Consider the following 18118-nt stretch of genomic DNA (forward strand, 5'->3'; position numbering starts at 1 on the left):
TCACGCCCGTATCACGCCCCCTCGTCGCCCACCTTCCGCACGACCGTATCCGCCGCCTTCAGCGGCCGACCATCGTCGTGCCGCAGCGCGAGCTTGCGGATCGCGCGGCCCGTCTTGCGCTCGACCAGGACCGAATGCGGCTCGCCGCGCCCGAACAGGTTCGCCTCGCCCCACTGCCGCAGCATCACGATCACCGGAAACAACCCCTCGCCCTTCTTCGTCAACGCGTACTCCTGATACGCGCTGCCGTCCGACGCGGGCACGACGTCGAATATGCCGGCGTCCACCAGCATCCTGAGCCGGTCCGACAGGATGTTGCTCGCGACGCCGAGGCTCGCGCGGAAATCGCCGAACCGGCGCACGCCGTCGAACGCGTCGCGCACGATCAGCAACGCCCAGCGATCGCCGACGATATCGGTCGCGCGCGCCACCGGGCACGGCGAATCCGCAAGACTTTTCTGCCTGGCCATGTTGTTCTCCGCTGTCGCGCCGGCCGCCTTCGCACGCGCCCGGCACGTCGGCGCGCGGACCCGTTGCCCGCCGCCCCACAAGTTGCATTTTAAAACTACTTTTCCTACACTCACACTAGTTTCAAATTGCAACTACTTAAGTGAGTGCGAGGCAACCCATGGAATCGTCTTGTCGTTCCGGAACCGTCGCGTCCAACGCGACATCGCGTGCCGCGCGCCCGGCCGATGGCGCGCGCGTATCCACGGCGCTCGTCGCGCTGCTGGCCGTCTGCTGCGCGGCGAGCGTCGCGAACGTGTACTACGCGCAGCCGCTGCTCGATTCGATCGCCCGCGATTTCGGCGTATCGCAGGCGGCAGTCGGCGGCGTCATCACCGCGACGCAACTCGGCTGCGCGCTCGCGTTGCTGTTCGTCGTGCCGCTCGGCGACCTGCTGAACCGCAAACGCCTGCTCACCGTCCAGCTTCTGCTGCTGACGGCGGCCTGCATCGGCGTGGCCGCCGCGTCGACGCGCGTCGCGTTGCTGGCGGGCATGGTCGCGGTCGGGCTGCTCGGCACCGCGATGACGCAAGGGCTGATCGCCTGCTCGGCCGCGCTTGCGGGGGCCGGCGAGCGCGGCCGCGTGGTCGGCGCGGCACAGGGCGGCGTCGTGATCGGCCTGTTGGCCGCACGTTCGCTTGCGGGTGTCGTCACGGATATCGCCGGGTGGCGTGCGGTCTATCTGGTGTCGGGCGCACTTGCGATTGCGATGCTGATCGCACTGGCGCGGCTGTTGCCCGATGCGGACGCACCGCGCGAGCGCATCGGCTACGCAGCACTGCTCGGTTCGATGCTCACGCTGCTGCGCAACGAGCGCATGCTGCGTGTGCGCGGGGCGATCGCGCTGCTGATGTTCGCGGCGTTCAGCATCTTCTGGAGCGCGCTCGTGCTGCCGCTGAGCGCGCCGCCGCACGCGATGTCGCATACGCAGATCGGTGCATTCGGGCTCGTCGGGGCACTGGGTGCGGCGGCCGCCGCACGCGCGGGCCGGCTCGCGGATCGCGGGCTCGGCGAAGCGACGACCGGCGCCGCGCTCGCACTGCTCGCATTCTCGTGGCTGCCGCTCGCGTTCACCGGTACGTCGATCGCGCTGCTGGTCGTCGGTATCGTGCTGCTCGACGTCGGCGGGCAGGCCGTCCATGTCGTGAACCAGAGCATGATCCTCGGCGCGCGGCCCGATGCGCATGCGCGCCTCGTCGGCTGCTACATGCTGTTCTATTCGATCGGTAGCGGGCTCGGCGCGATCGCGTCGACGATGATGTATGCGCACGCCGGATGGATCGGTGTCTGCGGGCTCGGCGCGGCGGTCAGCGCGGCCGCGGTCGGCGTATGGGCCGTGACGCTCAGGCGTGCCTGAACGAAACGTGTCGAGCCCGGCGCGCGAGCCGCCGCATGCCCGGCTTCGAACGACAAAAGGCCGGCTCGCCCAGATCGGGCGGCCGGCCTGCGAACCGGACGTGTATGCCGGCTCGACTGTCGCGGCGACGCGCCGCGTTCGCTTACCCCGCCGCCTGGATCGCCTCTTCGTACACGCCGGCGACGCGTCGCGCGATCACCGCGTTGTCGAAATGGTCGCGCGCGTAGCGCTTGCATGCCGCTTCGTCCGGTAAGGCGATCGCGCCAGACAGCGCGCCGCCGAGCCCTTCCGCGATCGCATCCGCGCCCGTCGACGGCAGCACGAGATCGTTGGACAGCCCGGCGACCGCCTCCGGCAGCCCGCCGACCGGCGTGACCAGCACCGGCGTGCCGGACGCGAGCGATTCGACGGTGATCAGCCCGAAGCCTTCGAGCGCGACGGTCGGCACGACGCTGACCGTCGCCGCGCGGTACAGCGCCGCGAGATGGTTGTCGGGCACGAAACCGAGCAGCTTCACGTTATCCTGCAGCCCGGCTTCGTCGATGCGCTGCTGCAGTTCCTCGCCGATCTTGCCCTTGCCGGCGATCAGCAGCAGCACGTCCGGGTGACGATGCTTGACGAGGCCGATCGCGTCGATCAGGTCCTCCAGCCCCATGCGCCGCACGAGCCGGCGCACGGCCAGCACGATCGGCCGGTCCTGCGGCAGTTGCAGCTTGTGCCGCGCCTCGGCGGGCGTGAGCGGCGTGTCGAACTGCGCGGTATCGACGCAGCCGGGAATCACGCGCACGCGCGACGGATCGATCCCGTAGCGGTTCGTCAGGATCTGGCCGAACGCCTGCGACAGCACGATCAGGCGCGACGAGCGCGTATAGACGGCCTGTTCGAGATAGCGCTTCGCGCGCTGCCCGAGCGATGCGGCGCCCTCGACCTGGCTTTCGTCGGCCCACGGCCCCTGGAAGTGCGACACCTGCGGAATCCCGCGCGTGACGTCGAGCCCCGGGAACGTATACAGCGCGAAGTGCGACGAAATCACGTCCGGCCGCTCGCTGCGGATCTCGTCGCGCAGCGCGCGGCGCGCGGCGAGCATGCGGCGCGCGAGCGGCTGCGACGCCGGTCCGAAGCCCTGGATCGCACCGCCCGTGTCGTCGGCGACCTTCGGCGAGCCGGCGACGAGCCCGCGCACCGCGACGCCCGCGCCCGGCAGCGCGCCGACGAGCGAGTAGTACATCCGGTCGAGGCCGCCCGCGCGTTCGGGGAACCAGTGCATGCCGATTTGCAACGATTTGATCGGCCGGGAAGATTGAGACGTCACGGTTGCTCCTGCGTGATTGCATGCTCGACCCGCTCGAAGGCGGACGGCTGCGTGGGTTGGCCGATGCGCCGGTAAAGCGCGACGTACTGGGCGCCCATGTGGGCCCAGCCGAAACGGGTCATCAGTTCGCGGGCCGCGTCGCCCATCGCGCGACAGGTGCCGCGCGACGCCGCGAGCGAGCCGATCGCCTGCGCGAGCGCGGCCGGATCGTCCGGGTCTTCCAGCACGATTCCGCAATCGCGCGTGATGATCTCCGCGCCGCCGGCGGTGCGCGCGGTGACGACCGGCAGCCCGGCCGCCATCGCTTCCAGCAGCGACAGGCTCATCGCTTCGTAGCGCGACGGAAACACGTACGCGTCGACCGAGCGCATCAGCGTCGGCATGTTCTTCACGAGCCCGAGGAAATGCACGCGCGATGCGATGCCGAGCGTGCGCGCCGCGTCCGGATACGGGCTGCCGGGCAGATAGCCGGCCACCGCGAGATGGACGTTCGCCGGCAGCTTCGTCAGCGCCTTCAGCACGGTGCCGAGGTTCTTGCGCGGCGTGCGCAGGTCGCCGACGAACAGCAGCAGGAACGCGTCGTCCGGCAGCTTGAACGCCGCGCGATCGGCCTGCGCGCCCGCGAACGCGCTGCCGTCGACGCCGTTGTAGATCACGCTGATCTTGCGGCTGTCGATGCCGAGCCCGGCGATCTCGTCGGCCACCTTCTGCGACACGGCCGTGATCGCGCGCGAACGCCGGTACGCCCAGCGCTCGAGCGCCGTATTCACGCGCGTATAGACGTACTGGTAGGCCGACCACAGCCCCTTCGTCGGGCCGAACGGGTAGTACGGGCTCTTGAACCAGCCGCCGTGCACGAAGTGCGCGGTATTCACGTCGGCCTTGATCCACGAGATGAAGCCGTTCACGTGCAGCACGTCGTATTCGCTGCGATGCGCGCGCAGCCAGGCCGCGCTCTTGAGCGCGAATACCTGCTGCTTGACGAGATTCGACGGCCAGAAGCCGCCGACCTTGACCGGCACCCAGCGCACGCGCGGGTCGGCCAGCAGCTCGGGCGCGACGTGCGACGCGACCAGCGTGACCTCGTAGTGTTCTGCCAGCGCCGCGCGCGCGATTTCGTAATTGACGCGGCCCTGCCCGTCGTTATGTCGCACGACGTGCGTGACGATCGCGATTCTCAATGGTCGCCTCCCCGTGAACGCGCGGCGGCCAGCAGGCGCTGTGCCTTTTGCCAGTGCGCCGCGGATAGTATGGAAAAAATGGCCGTGAACAGCAGCAGGCCGCCCGTGCCGATCAGCGAGTTCGTGAACACGAGCATCGCGAACACCGACAGGCACAGGCTCAGGCATGCGCCGACAAACTTGTCCTTGCGCAGCTTGAACGCCGCGCGCAGCGTGCGGGCGAGCAGCATCACGACACCCGACAGGTACAGCAGCGTGCCGGGCCAGCCGAGCACGAACGGCACGTTCATCACGCCGCTGTCGAAGCTGCCGTACTTGCCGAGCTCGCCGCTGTCGCTCGACAGCTTGGTGGACGCGCCGGTCGCGCCCATCCCCTCGCCGGCGACGTCGGTGAACGCCGTTTGCGCGAAGGTCGCGTAGAATTTGTTGCGGTCGTCGTAGCTGCGGTCGTCCTTCAGGTTCGTGATCGACTGCAGGCGCGCGCCGAGCCGGTCGGCCACCGGCCCGACGGTCAGGAGCGGCACGCACAGCCCGACCAGCACGACCCCGCTGATCAGGATCCGCATCCGCACGCGGTTGCTCGACTGCACGAGCTGGATCGCGAGCGCGATCACCCAGCCGCCCCAGGTCGAGCGCACGAGACACAGCGCGAACGACACGAAGCCGGCGGCGCCCGCGAACCAGCGGACCTTCTGCGGTGCCGCGAACACGAACACCAGCGCGCCCATGATCGCGAACGCGAATGGCCCCGACGAGTTCATCGTGCTGAATACCCGCACGCCGTACGGCACCGGCTCGCCCTGCGAACCCATGTCCGAGCCGATCATCCACAGCACGTCCCACTGCGGCATCACGAAGTACTGCACGACCCCGTACACGCCCATCACGAGCATGCCCCACATGAACGTGGACAGCAGCACGTCGCGGTACTCGGGATAGTCGCGCGAGTTGACCATGATGTGAAAGCCGATCAGCACCGGGTACACCCAGTTCGCGAGGTCGTAGGTCGCGGCCATCACGCCGCTCGACACGATCCCGACGAGGTACGCGTACGTCAGCCCGAACAGCATCAGCAGCACGGGAATCCCGCGCCGCTGGGCGAGCACGCGGTAATGCCTGAGCAGCCCGAACCCGGCGATCATCGTCACCGCGAGCGGCGCGACCTGGATCAGGCTCGTCGGCGTGAACGCGCCCTTCGACCAGTCGGCGAGACGCCGCACTTCGGGGCTCAGGAACCACACCCACCACATGAAGCCGACGTAGCGCGCCGGGCTCTTGAAATACAGCCAGATGCCGACCGCGATGGCCAGCACCGGAAACGCGAGCGTCAGCACCTTGCCCTGGTGAATGGCGATCAGCGCGGCGGTAAACGTCCACAGCCCGGCCTGCCCGACCCAGTGCTTCGGTTCGGGTAAGCGGCTGCGGTTGCGCGATGGTGCGCGTTCGGCGGCAATCGTACTCATCGATCTCTCACCGCGACGACGGGCGCGAATCCGCGAGCGGCATCGCGAGACCGGCGGCCGCCGGCGTGCGACGCCGGCGCAGCATGTCGCGCGTGATCCGCACGTGCTGCTCGGCGAACGCCTGCGTGGTCAGGTCGCGCTCGCGCAGGCACGCGGCCGCGGCACGCGCGCATTCGAGCGCGGCGGCCGGATCGGCCACGAAGCGATCGGCGGCCTGGCGCATCGCCGCTGCGTCGAACGCCGGCACGTAGGCGGCCGTGTCGTGCGGGAAGTAGTCGCTGAGGCCGCCGACGTCGGACACGATCATCGGCTTGCCGACCGCCGCCGCCTCGAGCATCACGGTGATGCCCGACGCATGGAAGTTCGGTCGCAGCGGCACGACGATCACGTCGGCCCACGCGTACAGCTCGTGCTGCTTCGCGAGGCCCGATGCCGAGCCGATCTTCACGTTCGGCGCATGCCACTCGCGCGGCACGCGGCGGCGCGTCGCGAGCCGCACGTCGTAGCGCTCGTCGCCGCCGAACGCGGCGAGGAACGTGCGCCAGTCGCGGTCGCGGTCGTTGCCGATCGCGGCGATCCGCAGCGGCCGGTTCGGCTTCCATTGCTGCGGTTCGGCCGGCGGGAAGTCCTGCGTGTTCAGCCCGTAGTAGACGAACTCGGCTTCGCGCCCGAGATAGCGGCGGCACAGCTCGGCGTTGTCGCGGGCGAGCGTCGTCAGCGCGTCGGCGCGCGCGAGCAGCTTGCGGTACAGCCAGCGGCGCGGGCCGCCGAACGTGTTCCACTTGTCGAACAGCCACACGCTCTGCGCGAGCAGCAGCGGGCGCTTGCCCTGCGCGCCGGCGAGCTTCAGGACCAGCGCGGCGGCGAGGTGCTCCTGCTCGGTGTGCGTCCAGATCACGTCCGTGCTCAACAGCGCGGCGCGATTGCGCCACGCGTGCACGACGTCGAAGCCGAGCGCCGCCTTCAGCGCACGGCGCGCGAGGCTCGCGACGCGGTTCTCGCGGCGGTCCTGCGAATAGGTCAGCCGGAATTCGTCGGATTCCGCGTGGTGATAGCCGTACAGGCAGCCGATGTTCTCGCCTTGCCGATAGGTACGCGGATCGGCACCGTAAAACAGGTGAACGTGAACCTTCGTCGAAGTCATGTCAGCCTCCGCCGGGCCGTCGGATGCGCCGACGGACGAGCTTCAGGGAGATGGAGGGGCTGCGCCCCTCCAAGCGAATCAAGTGAGCGCGGGAGTCGGACCATTTCATGCCCTCCGGGGGTGGCCGTGCATCGTGCGCGCGGCCCGTTCAAGACGTCACCGGCGGCATCGCCGCACGGTGGGGGGCAAGATTCGCGCGGCGCGCCTCGCGCGCGCCGCGGCGCACCGCGCGCCAGTGATCGCGCACGCGGTCGCGCCGTGCGGTGCGCAGCGACAGCAGCACGTGCGCGAAGCCCGGGTAGACGCGCGTGCCGACCAGCGTCCACCACCACCACGCGATCTCGCGCCGCAGCGGCGGCAGATGCTCGCGCAGGATCAGGTGCAGGTTGTACGCGCCGTTGCTGATCGCATTCAGCGACGCGGCGTCGCGCCGGTCGTCGTCGAAACGCTCGGCCGGAAAATGGTCGACCGCGATCGCCGGGTCGTAGACGAGCTTCCAGCCGTCGCGCTGCACGTGCATGCTGAAACCCATGTCGTTGTGCACCTGCGCACCGGCGCCGCGCAGCCGCGTGTCGAAGCGCAGCCGCTCGATCGCGGCGCGGCGGTAACTCATGTTCGCGCCCTTGAGCATGTCGACTTCGCGCGCGCCGCCGACGCCCAGGTGATGGTTGCCGACGATCTTGCCTGACAGCGTGAGCTGGCCGACGCGCTCGCGCGATTCGTCGAGCACGCGGCCCTTCTCGTGCACCCAGTCGCGGCCGCCAACCGCACCGACGCGCGGATCGGCGAGAAACACGGCCTCGATGCGCGCGAGCCAGTCGGCGTGCGGCGCCGCGTCGTCGTCGGTGATCGCGACGACGTCGCCGTGTGCCGAGTCGAGCCCCTTGTTCAGCGCGGCGACCTGCCCCGGCACGTCGACCGGCACGATCCGCAGCGGCAGCGTGCCGCCGACCGACGGATCGGCGAGGCGCTCGTGCGTGGCATCGTCCTCCGGGCGCGCGACGACGATCACCTCGTCGGGCAGCCGCGCCTGGCGCTGCAGCGCCAGCAGGCAGCGCGCGAGGTCGGCGGGACGCCGGTAGGTCGGAACGAGCACGGAAATTTTCATCGAAAGTTCTCCAGTCGGCCGGGCCGATGCGGCTCGCGCCGGCCCGGTTTCGTGCAATGCGGTCAGGCGCTCAGGTATTCGTGGACGGCCGAATAGCCGCGGCCGTAGCCGCGTGCCTTCGGCGGCACGCCGTTGAAGATCCCGCCTTCCAGGTCGACGCCCGCGGTGCGCAGGCGCTTGATCGCGTCGGCGATCTCGCCTTCGGTATGCATGCCCGAGCGCAGCACCAGGAAGGTCGCGCCGGCCATGCGGCCGATGATGGTCGCATCGGTCACAGCGAGCACCGGCGGCGAGTCGATCAGCACGACGTCGTAGCGCTTGCCGAGCCCTTCGAGGTATTGCGGCAGACGGGTCGACATCAGCAGTTCCGACGGGTTCGGCGGGCGCGTGCCGGCCGAGATGAACGACAGGCCCTGCACCGGCGTCTCGCGGATCGCCTCCTCGAGCGGCGACTGGTCGCTCAGCAGCTCGGACAGGCCCGGCTGCGCGGTGAGGCCGAAGTAGCGGTCGAGCATGCCGCGCCGCATGTCGGCGTCGATCAGCAGCACCCGCTTGCCGGAATGCGCGAGCAGCACCGCGAGGTTGACCGTCAGGAAGCTCTTGCCGATGCCCGGCGTCGGGCCGGTCAGCACGACCACGCGGTTCTTCGCGTCCATCATCGCGAACTGCATCGCGGTGCGCAGGCTGCGCATGCTTTCGACGCTCAGGTCTTTCGGACGCAGGCTCGCGAGGATCGGCCGCGCGCGGCCGCCGCCCTTCTCGGCCATGGCGTCGAGCTTCACCAGCTCGGCGCTTTGCGGCACCAGCCCGTACAGCGGCAGGTTGAACGTGCGCTCGACGCGGTCCGGATCCTCGATGCCCTGGAACAGGTTGCGGCGCAGGAACACGATGCCGGTGCCGAGGATCAGCCCGAGGAACACCGCCGCCGACAGGATCAGCACCTTCTTCGGCTTGACCGGATCGCCCGGGCGCAGCGCCGAATCGACGAGGTGGATGTTGCCGCCGGTGCCGGCCTTCTGCACCGACAGTTCCTGCACGCGGTTCAGCAGCAGCACGTAGATGTCCTCGGCCACCTTCGCGTCACGCTGGAGCTGGACGGCCTTCACTTCGGTGGCCGGCAGGCTGCGGAAGCGGTTGCTGAACTTGTCCTTCTCGCCCTGCAGTTCCGCGAGCTGCTGCTTCGCGGCGATCACCATCGGGTGCGAATCGGTGAAGCGCTGCGCGAGCGACGCGAGCTGCAGGCGCTGCGCGGCGATCTGCTGCTCGTACTGCACGCTGCCTTGGAGGTAGACCTTCGCCTCGTCGCTCGCGTTGATCGAGCCGGACGTGCGCTGGTACTGCGTCAGTGCGGCTTCCGCGCGCTCGAGATCCGACTTGAGACGCGGCTCCTCGCCCTTCAGGAAGTCGAGCATCTTGGTCGCTTCGGCCTGCTTCGCGATCACGTGCTGGTTCAGGTACGACTGCGCGAGCGCGTTCGCGATCGCGGCGGTCTGATCCGGGTTCTTGCCTTCGAGCGAGATCTGGACGACGCCCGTCTGCTTGCCCTGCTCGGACACCTGGATGCCCGACTGGAAGCCGGTGATCGCGTCGAGATCGTTGTAGCGGACCACCGTGAATTGCGTGCCCGGACGCGCGACGAGCTTCTGCACGAGCAGCGTCACGCCGCCCGCCTGCTCCGATTCGCCGACACGGCCCGACAGAAGACGGTTGCCGTTCTGGTCGACCAGCGTGTAGGTGCCGTTCGGGCCGGCCGTCAGCGTCAGCTTCTTGCCTTCGAGCGCGGGCACGACGTTGATCGTGTCGATGTCGGCGACTTCGCCGCCCCATGCGTACGACCGCAAGCCGAACCACGCACGCGACGGTTCGCCCGGCGTCGCGACGCGCGCGGCCAGGCTGCCGAGCACCGGCAGCGTCTTCGGCGCGACCGAGAAGTTCAGCTTGAACTGCTCGACGACCGGCGCGACGACGCCGCGGCTCTTGATGATCTCGATTTCCGCTTCGGTCGGCGCCTGCTGCGGACCGCTGTTGATCATCGCGCCCGTCTGCGTCTGGGTGAGCGCCTGCGACGTGTTGTCGTTGCCCTCGACCCGCACGTGCACGTCGGCCTGATAGACCGGCTTCGCGATGTAGCAGTACAGGCCGGCCATCGCGATGACGGTCACCGCGATGCCGAGCAGCAGCCAGATGTCGTCCATGAGCACCTGGAGCAGCTGGCCGAGGACGACGTCCTCTTCCTCGGTTTTCGCGGTCAGATCCGCGTAGGAGTGTTTCGCTTGCGTGTTCACCATTCGTTCCCGCTTGAGTGGTGCCGGGGGGCAGGCGCCGCCCCGGCGGGCTATCAGCGCGTGATTTGCCGCATGTAGAAGATCGTCTGGATCGTCGGCAACACCTGCTGCAGCACGCGGTTGAACTGCACCGAGCTGGCCGTGCTGACGTAGACGACGTCGAGCGGCTGGAGCGGGAAGCGGCTCGACAGCATCAGCGCATCCGGCTGCGTCATGTCGAGGCGGAACACTTCCGGCTTCGTCGGGTTGTCACGCATCCCGCGCATCACGTAGATCTTGCGCGGGTTCGCGTCGGTGTCGAGGATGCCGCCGCCGGCCGTCAGCGCGTCGGCGATGGTCAGCTTGCCCTTGAGCATCGGCACGGTGACCGGCGTCTTGACCTCGCCCATGATGAACACGCGGCTGTCGCTGCGGTCCGGCACGTTGACGATGTCGCCCGGCTGCAGCATCACGTTCTGCTTCACTTCGCCGCGATCGAGCACGCCGTTCGCGTCGAGCGTGTAGAGCGTGCCGTCGCGCGTCAGGCGCACGCGCTGCAGGTCGGCCTCGTTGGTCGAGCCGCCCGAGCGCGAGATCGCATCGACGAGCGTCAGCGGCACGTCGCTCACCGCGAGCGGGCCCGGCTGCTTCACCTCGCCCGTCACCTGCACCTTCTGGCTGCGGAACGACAGCACGCGCACGTCGAGCTGCGGATTCTTCACGTAGCGCGCGAGGGTCGACGCCATCTGCTCGCGGATCTGCGCAACCGTCTTGCCCGCCACGCGGATGCGGCCGACGAACGGGAAGAAGATCGTGCCGTCGGCGGCGACCGTCTGGCCGTACGGATCGGCCTGGCCCGGCAGCGCGGTCGTATACGGCTGCTGCAGCGCGCCCGCGACCGACTGCGTCGTATTGCCGCCGCTCGAGAACGACTGGCCCTGCGGCGTCGTCAGCTCGGGGTGGTCCCACACGGTGACGCCGAGGATGTCCTGCGGGCCGATGCGGTAAACGTACTGCGACGGATCGGTGTATCGGCCCGGCGGCAGCGGGTGCTCGACCTGCTGCTTCTGCAGCTGATCCATCACCAGCTTCGCGTCGATGTAATGAACCGGATAGGTTTCGGCCTGGCCTTGCCGGCCTTCGTCCTTCAGGTTCGACGAGTCGAGATAGTTGCCGGGCGCGCTCGCGCAGGCCGACAGGAATGTCGTCATTGCGACGGCAAGCGCCAGCGGGCGCATGGGACGTTTCAGCATAGTTTTTGCAGCCATCCTTGAACCAGACGTTCGATCAATGAGTAGCTCTCGCGATAGTCGGCCTCGGGGCCGCCATGCGGATCCGCGATCTCGACGTCCTCCCACTTGCCCAGCAGGTGGACCTTGCCGCGCGCGAACGGATCGACCGCTTCGACGGCCTTGATCTGTTCGCGCTCGCTGACGAGAATCAGTTCGGCGTCGCGCACGATCCGGCGCGACAGCCGCCGCGAACGGTGCGTCGTTGCGTCGACGCCGCGCTCGGCGAGCAGTTGCCGCATCACCGGATCGATGCCGTCGCCGTCGTTGGCACGCACGCCGGCGGAGTGGAACGTCACGCGCGGGCCGCCACGCGACGCCGCGTGCGACTTGAACAGCAGTTCCGCCGCCGGGCTGCGGCAGACGTTCGCGTGACAGACGATCAGGATGTTCCGGAACATGGCGTCTCGATTCGGGTGACGGGTAACGGCGACGCGCGGATCAAGCGTTCGCGCGCGCAGCGCCCGGCACGCGGGCGGCGACGGCCTGGCGTGAGCCGGGGCGGCCGATCGGGTGGTATTCGATGCCCTGCTCGCTCATCGTCTCCGGCTCGTACAGGTTGCGGCCGTCGAAGATCACCGGCGACTTCCATTGCCGGCCGAGCGCGACGAAATCCGGGCTCTTGAATGCCTTCCATTCGGTGACGATCACGAGCGCATCGGCATCGCGCGCGGCCTGCGCCTCGTCGTCGACGAAGGTGAGGCGCTCGAGCCAGCTCGGGTGATCCGCGAGATCGAGCGCGAGCACGCGGCGCGCTTCCTGCTGCGCGACCGGGTCGTACGCGGCGATGCGCGCGCCGCGCGACAGCAGCTCGGCGATCAGCTCGCGGCTCGGCGCTTCGCGCATGTCGTCGGTGTTCGGCTTGAACGCGAGACCCCAGATCGCGAACGCGCGGCCGCTCAGGTCCTCGCCGAAGCGCGCGACGATCTTGTCGGCCAGCACGCGCTTTTGCGTCGCGTTGACCGACGACACGGCCTTCAGGATCCGCAGCGCCTGCCCGTGCTCGTCGGCGGTGCGGATCAGCGCCTCGACGTCCTTCGGGAAGCACGAGCCGCCATAGCCGCAGCCCGCATACAGGAAGTGATAGCCGATGCGCGGATCGGAGCCGATCCCGCGGCGCACGGCCTCGATGTCCGCGCCGAAGCGGTCGGCCAGGTTCGCGAGCTCGTTCATGAACGAGATGCGCGTCGCGAGCATCGCGTTCGCCGCATATTTCGTGAATTCGGCCGAGCGCACGTCCATGTACAGCGTGCGCTCGTGGTTGCGGTTGAACGGCGCGTAGAGCTTCTTCATCAGCTCGCGCGCGCGCTCGCCCGGCACGTCGTCGTCGCAGCCGATCACGATGCGGTCCGGCCGCGTGAAATCGTCGACCGCCGCGCCTTCCTTCAGGAATTCCGGATTCGACACGACCGAGAACATCGGGGCGTCGCCGCCGCGCTTCGCGAGTTCCTCGGCCACGGCCGCACGCACGCGCTCGGCCGTGCCGACCGGCACCGTCGACTTGTCGACGATCACCTTGAAGCCCTTCATGGTGCGGCCGATGTTGCGCGCCGCCGCGAGCACGTACTGCAGGTCGGCCGAGCCGTCCTCGTCGGGCGGCGTGCCGACCGCGATGAACTGCACGTCGCCGTGCGCGACCGCGGCCTCGATGTCGGTCGAGAAGCGCAGGCGGCCCGCCGCGCGATTGCGCGCGATGACTTCCTTGAGGCCCGGCTCGTGGATGGGCACGCCGCCGTTGTTCAGGATGTCGATCTTCGCCTGATCGACGTCGAGGCAGAACACGTCGTGCCCGATGTCGGCGAGACAGGCGCCGGTGACAAGACCTACGTAACCGCTGCCGATGATAGTCAGATTCATGATGTGTCGGACCTCGTGACCAATGATTCGAAATTCGTGAAACCGGGGTGTCTGCGCGCGTTGCGCGTCAGTAAGCGTTGCTGCCGGTGAAGCCTTTCCAGAGCGTCAGCACGACGATCTTGATGTCGAGCCAGAACGACCAGTTCTGCATGTAGTACAGATCGAGCTTCACGCGTCCCATCATCTTCTCGATCTGGTCGGTCTCGCCGCGAAAGCCGTTGATCTGCGCCCAGCCGGTGATGCCCGGCTTGATCCGGTAGCGGAACATGTAGCCCTTCACCAGATCCTTGTAGATGTCGTCGTGCGCGAGCGCGTGGGGCCGCGGGCCGACGACCGACATCTCGCCCTTCAGCACGTTGATGAACTGCGGCAGTTCGTCGAGGCTCGTGCGGCGCAGGAACCGCCCGACCGGCGTCACGCGCGTGTCGTTCTTGGTCGCCTGCGTGACCTGTCCCGCGACTTCGTGATGCACTTTCATCGAGCGGAACTTGTAGATCTCGAACTCGTGCCCGTCGATGCCCTTGCGCTTCTGGCGGAAGAACACCGGCCCGCGCGACGTGAACTTGATCAGACACGCGATCATCACCATCACCGGCGCGAGCGCCGTGAGCGCCGCCAGCGCGAACAGCCGGTCGAACACGAACTTCGGCAGGATCCGCACATCGGTGATCGGCGACGCCGCGAGGTTGATCGCCGGCACGCCGAGCACCTCGACCACTTCCTGGTTGAAGAACGACAGCGTGCGCACGTCCGGGATGAAACGGATATTCACGAAGTCGTGGCGGAACACCGTCACGATCTGGTGAATCCGGCGCTCCTCCGTGATCGGCAGCGTGAGCCACAGCTCGCTGATCGCGCGGCTGCGCACCAGCCACACCAGCGATTCGAACTGCCGTTCGATGCGCACGTCGTCGAGCGCGACTTCACCCGGCGCTTCGCTTTCGTCGTATACGCACACCGGGTTGAAGCCCGCTTCCGGACGCGCCCGCATCTGCGCGATCAGCCGCCGCGCCGCCGGCGTGCCGCCGACGATCGCCACGGCCTTCAGGTTGTAGCCGCCACGGCGCAGTTGGCGCAGCACGACGTGCACGCAGGCCTTCGAGCCGGCGAGCAGCGCCATCGTCACGACCGCCCAGTAACCCAGCCACAGCCGCGACAGGTCGCCCGACTGGTGAAAGCTGAAGCTCATCAGGATGCCCGCGAGCTCGACCACCAGCCACGCGAACGCCACGCGCCCCACCAGCCCGACGAGACGCTTGCCGCGCCACGACTGGTAAATGCCGATGGCCGGAAAAAACACGACCACCAGCAGGCAGTCGAACAGCACCGTCGTGCGCTGCAGGTCGTTGAGCCAGATGCTGCCGCCGTGCAGCGCGGCGGCGATCAACGCCCCCAACACGACCATCGCGATATCGATGACTCTCGCCAGCACGCTCAACATGTTCGCTTCCTCTTTGAACAGGCGTTTGCCGAACAGCTCCTCGTGCAGCCCGTGCCGCACCTTCGATTCAAACGTTGCATGACGCTATTGAAGCGGTAAGAAAATCTCTCCTCAAGTGCACAAGTATTTCGAAAAATAATCGGAAATTCTTGCCGCCGCATTCTCGAATTAATTCGGCACGTTTTCCCGAATCGATCATGAATCGGGATTTTTTCGGAAACTTTACGGTTCCCGGCATCCCTTTACGGGAATGGGTTCCAGCGCGATCTCCCGAATTATTTTTTATTTTTTTATTTGCATCGGATGCTATCGCGGAAAATTTTCCCGGATACGTGCGCGACGAATATCTTGCAAAACGTCCGGTTTTATTGTCGATTTACTTCATGCTACAAACAGGCACTGACTTCAATCGAGGAGAGTGTCATCATGAATGCTCCGGCCGTGGCAGCCGATACGCGCCCTTCTTCTTCCGCCGCCAGCGACGCCAGCATGCGCGTCGCGGTGCAGCCGGTGATCCTTGCCGGCGGTTCGGGCACGCGTCTGTGGCCGATGTCGCGCGAACACTATCCGAAGCAGCTGATCGGCCTGCTCGGCGATCATTCGCTGCTGCAATCCACCGCGCTGCGGCTCGACGGCCTCGCGACCGGTCATCCGCTGAACGACGACGTGCTGATCGTGTGCGGCGAGGATCACCGCTTCACGACCGCCGAGCAACTGCGCCTGACCGGCAAGCGTGCGTCGATCATGCTCGAGCCGCTCGGCCGCGACACCGCGCCCGCGCTGACGCTCGCCGCGCTGCGGATCGTCGCCGGCGGCGGCGATGCCGTGATGACCGTGATGCCGGCCGACCACGCGGTGGCCGACCAGCCGCGCTTTCATGCGGCCGTCGCGGCCGGCGTGCACTGCGCGGCCCAGGGCAAGATCGCGACGATGGGCATCGTGCCGGGCCGCGCCGAAACGGGCTACGGCTACATCCGCGTCGGCGCACCGCTCGGCGATGCCGCCACCGGCAACCTCGACGTGCGCCGTCTCGACCGCTTCGTCGAAAAGCCGCATCTCGAACTCGCGCAGCAGTACGTCGCCTCCGGCGAATACTGGTGGAACAGCGGGATCTTCATCGTGCGCGCGTCGGTGTGGCTGGACGCGATCCGCCAGCTCGAACCCGAGATCCTCGCGGCCTGCGAGCAGGCCGTCGCACGCGGCAAGGACGACGGCGACTTCTTCCGCGTCGACCGCGACGCGTTCGCGTCCTCGCCGTCGAACTCGATCGACTACGCGGTGATGGAGCGGCTCGTGAACCTGCCGCAGCTGTGCGAAAGCGTCGTCGTGCCGCTCGACGCAGGCTGGTCGGACGTCGGTTCGTGGGACGCGATCTGGCAGATCCTGCCGAAGGACGATGCCGAGAACGTCGGCCGCGGCCACGTGCTGTTCGAGAATGCCGAATCGACCTTCGCGCATTCGGAAAGCCGGCTGGTCGCATGTGTCGGCACGCAGAATCTCGTCGTCGTCGAAACGCCCGACGCCGTGCTCGTCGCCGACAAGTCCTGCGTGCAGGACGTGAAGAAAATCGTCGGGCGCATCAAGGCCGAACGCGGCGCGGAAGCGACCGATCACCGCAAGGTCCATCGTCCGTGGGGGCACTACGACTCGGTCGACACGGGCGAGCGCTTCCAGGTCAAACGCATCGTCGTGAAGCCGGGCGCGCGACTGTCGCTGCAGATGCACCACCACCGAGCCGAGCACTGGATCGTCGTGCGCGGCACCGCGCGCATCACGCGCGGCGACGAAACCTTCCTGCTGTCCGAGAACGAATCGACGTACATCCCGCTCGGCGTGTCGCACCGTCTCGAGAACCCGGGCAAGATGCCGCTCGAGCTGATCGAAGTGCAGTCGGGCGCGTATCTCGGCGAGGACGACATCGTCCGCTTCGACGATACCTACGGACGCCAGTGACGCCATGCCTGCCGGGCGCGCCGTCGCGACGGTGCGCCCGGCATCACGGGCAATGGAAGAAACAAAAAACAACGCGCGGGCGCCGTGACACACGACGGCCCGCGCGTTTTCGTTCGGACGACGATCAACCTACACGGTACGCGTATTCGCGGCGGTCCGACTGCACCGGGTCGTTGCGGCTCTCGGACAGCGCGCCCGCGCGACGCTCGGCGATGAAGCGCTTGATGTCCGACTCGGCCCGCGCCAGCGCGGACAGGCCGGCCAGCACCTCGCTTTGCGGCGCACGCACCGGTTCGTCGCTCGCACCGTGGCGATCGATCCACTGACGCGCCCAGTCGAGCGCGTACTGCTCCGCTTCTTCCGCATCGGTGAAGCGCGGGCCGATCAGGCCCGAGCGCTCGACACGCCGGTCGTCCTGCATGATCTCGGCCCACGCGCGGTACATCAGGTTCTGCACCGGCTGCGCGCTGCCGCAGATCGTATAGCCGCGGTATTCGTCGACTTGCGGCTCGGCCGCGGCAAAGCTCGCGGCGGACGGACGCCCGTGGCGCAGCCCCGCGGGCTGCGCGCCCGGGACCGCGAACGATGCTCCGGACGACGCGGGCGCTGCGTCGTTCGGCATCGCGGACAGCGTCGCGCCCTCGCCACCCCAAACGTTTGCGTGCGCGACCGGCAGTTGCCACGACTCGGGGTTCTGCCAGAACACGCCGCGCAGACGGTCGTTGTCGGGAACCGGCTCCGCACGGCATGCCGGCGCGACCGGCGCCGGCGGCGGCGGCACATACGCGAACGTGCGCCCGCTGAACTGGGTCAGCACGTCGATCATCTGCAGCAACGTGCCGTTCGCGAGCCACTCCTCGTAGCGGCGGCGGCACGTCGGCCCGGACGGATAACGCCCGGGCAGTTTGGACCACGCTTCACCGGTCGTCAGGATCCAGAGGACCGCGTTGGCGACGACGCGCGGTTCGGCGCGCGGACGGCCTCGACGGTTCAGCCGAATCGGCTCATCGGCGATCAGCGTTGAAAGACGAAACCACTCTTCATCGTTAAGCTCATCGAAGAACATAGTTGTTTCTCCACACAGCCAGGCCGGGGCTGCGATTGTCGGCGCCGCCGTCACGCATCGCGTCACGGGGCGGCCCGGTTGCACATTATGGTTATCCGATTGTTGTGCATGCCGCGCGACACCGCACTTTCACGGTGCCGCCATTCCCGGCAATGGCGCACAAATCACGGTCTCAC

At 67.9% G+C, this 18118-nt stretch carries 14 protein-coding genes; 2 read left to right on the forward strand and 12 right to left on the reverse strand.

Annotated features, from left to right (window positions below):
- Positions 1–11: 11 nt before the first annotated feature.
- Positions 12–470 (reverse strand): helix-turn-helix domain-containing protein, encoded by a 459-nt coding sequence (locus tag U4Y91_RS27365; RefSeq protein WP_321807706.1) that lies wholly within the window; start codon positions 468–470, stop codon positions 12–14.
- Between the two features lie 158 nt (positions 471–628).
- On the opposite strand from U4Y91_RS27365, the gene U4Y91_RS27370 reads away from it, so the two are divergent.
- Entirely contained in the window at positions 629–1864 is a 1236-nt protein-coding gene (locus U4Y91_RS27370) for an MFS transporter (RefSeq protein ID WP_321807707.1), read from the forward strand.
- A gap of 142 nt (positions 1865–2006) precedes the next feature.
- Here U4Y91_RS27370 and U4Y91_RS27375 read toward each other — a convergent pair whose 3' ends face one another.
- The 10 genes from U4Y91_RS27375 to U4Y91_RS27420 form a co-directional block, all read right to left on the reverse strand.
- Complete coding sequence (locus tag U4Y91_RS27375) at positions 2007–3131, reverse strand: glycosyltransferase family 4 protein (protein WP_124486456.1); 1125 nt, start codon at positions 3129–3131, stop codon at positions 2007–2009.
- Positions 3132–3172: 41 nt separating this feature from the next.
- Positions 3173–4357, reverse strand: coding sequence for a glycosyltransferase family 4 protein (locus U4Y91_RS27380; protein WP_321807708.1), 1185 nt, complete (start codon positions 4355–4357; stop codon positions 3173–3175).
- Positions 4354–5820 carry a glucose-6-phosphate isomerase gene (locus U4Y91_RS27385; RefSeq protein WP_321807709.1) on the reverse strand — a complete coding sequence of 489 codons (1467 nt, stop codon included), beginning with the start codon at positions 5818–5820 and terminating at the stop codon, positions 4354–4356. The genes U4Y91_RS27380 and U4Y91_RS27385 overlap by 4 nt, the downstream gene beginning before the upstream one ends.
- A gap of 7 nt (positions 5821–5827) precedes the next feature.
- Complete coding sequence (locus tag U4Y91_RS27390) at positions 5828–6964, reverse strand: glycosyltransferase family 4 protein (RefSeq protein WP_321807710.1); 1137 nt, start codon at positions 6962–6964, stop codon at positions 5828–5830.
- A gap of 148 nt (positions 6965–7112) precedes the next feature.
- The gene (locus tag U4Y91_RS27395) at positions 7113–8072 is read right to left on the reverse strand and encodes a glycosyltransferase family 2 protein (protein WP_321807711.1); all 960 of its coding nucleotides are present in this window, start codon (positions 8070–8072) and stop codon (positions 7113–7115) included.
- A 62-nt stretch (positions 8073–8134) separates the two neighbouring features.
- Positions 8135–10360 carry a polysaccharide biosynthesis tyrosine autokinase gene (locus tag U4Y91_RS27400; RefSeq protein ID WP_321807712.1) on the reverse strand — a complete coding sequence of 742 codons (2226 nt, stop codon included), beginning with the start codon at positions 10358–10360 and terminating at the stop codon, positions 8135–8137.
- 50 nt (positions 10361–10410) lie between these two features.
- Complete coding sequence (locus U4Y91_RS27405; protein WP_321807713.1) at positions 10411–11589, reverse strand: polysaccharide biosynthesis/export family protein; 1179 nt, start codon at positions 11587–11589, stop codon at positions 10411–10413.
- Positions 11583–12026: a low molecular weight protein-tyrosine-phosphatase gene (locus U4Y91_RS27410; protein ID WP_321807714.1), complete on the reverse strand. Its 444-nt coding sequence runs from the start codon at positions 12024–12026 to the stop codon at positions 11583–11585. The genes U4Y91_RS27405 and U4Y91_RS27410 overlap by 7 nt, the downstream gene beginning before the upstream one ends.
- A gap of 40 nt (positions 12027–12066) precedes the next feature.
- Positions 12067–13482, reverse strand: coding sequence for a UDP-glucose/GDP-mannose dehydrogenase family protein (locus tag U4Y91_RS27415; protein WP_321807715.1), 1416 nt, complete (start codon positions 13480–13482; stop codon positions 12067–12069).
- 67 nt (positions 13483–13549) lie between these two features.
- Complete coding sequence (locus tag U4Y91_RS27420; RefSeq protein ID WP_321807716.1) at positions 13550–14923, reverse strand: undecaprenyl-phosphate glucose phosphotransferase; 1374 nt, start codon at positions 14921–14923, stop codon at positions 13550–13552.
- Between the two features lie 426 nt (positions 14924–15349).
- On the opposite strand from U4Y91_RS27420, the gene U4Y91_RS27425 reads away from it, so the two are divergent.
- Positions 15350–16876 carry a mannose-1-phosphate guanylyltransferase/mannose-6-phosphate isomerase gene (locus U4Y91_RS27425; RefSeq protein WP_321807717.1) on the forward strand — a complete coding sequence of 509 codons (1527 nt, stop codon included), beginning with the start codon at positions 15350–15352 and terminating at the stop codon, positions 16874–16876.
- 124 nt (positions 16877–17000) lie between these two features.
- On the opposite strand, the gene U4Y91_RS27430 is transcribed toward U4Y91_RS27425, so the two are convergent.
- Complete coding sequence (locus U4Y91_RS27430; protein ID WP_321807718.1) at positions 17001–17942, reverse strand: transposase; 942 nt, start codon at positions 17940–17942, stop codon at positions 17001–17003.
- Positions 17943–18118: the final 176 nt, after the last annotated feature.

The sequence above is a fragment of the Burkholderia sp. BCC1993 genome (assembly GCF_905339865.1).
Taxonomy (GTDB): domain Bacteria; phylum Pseudomonadota; class Gammaproteobacteria; order Burkholderiales; family Burkholderiaceae; genus Burkholderia.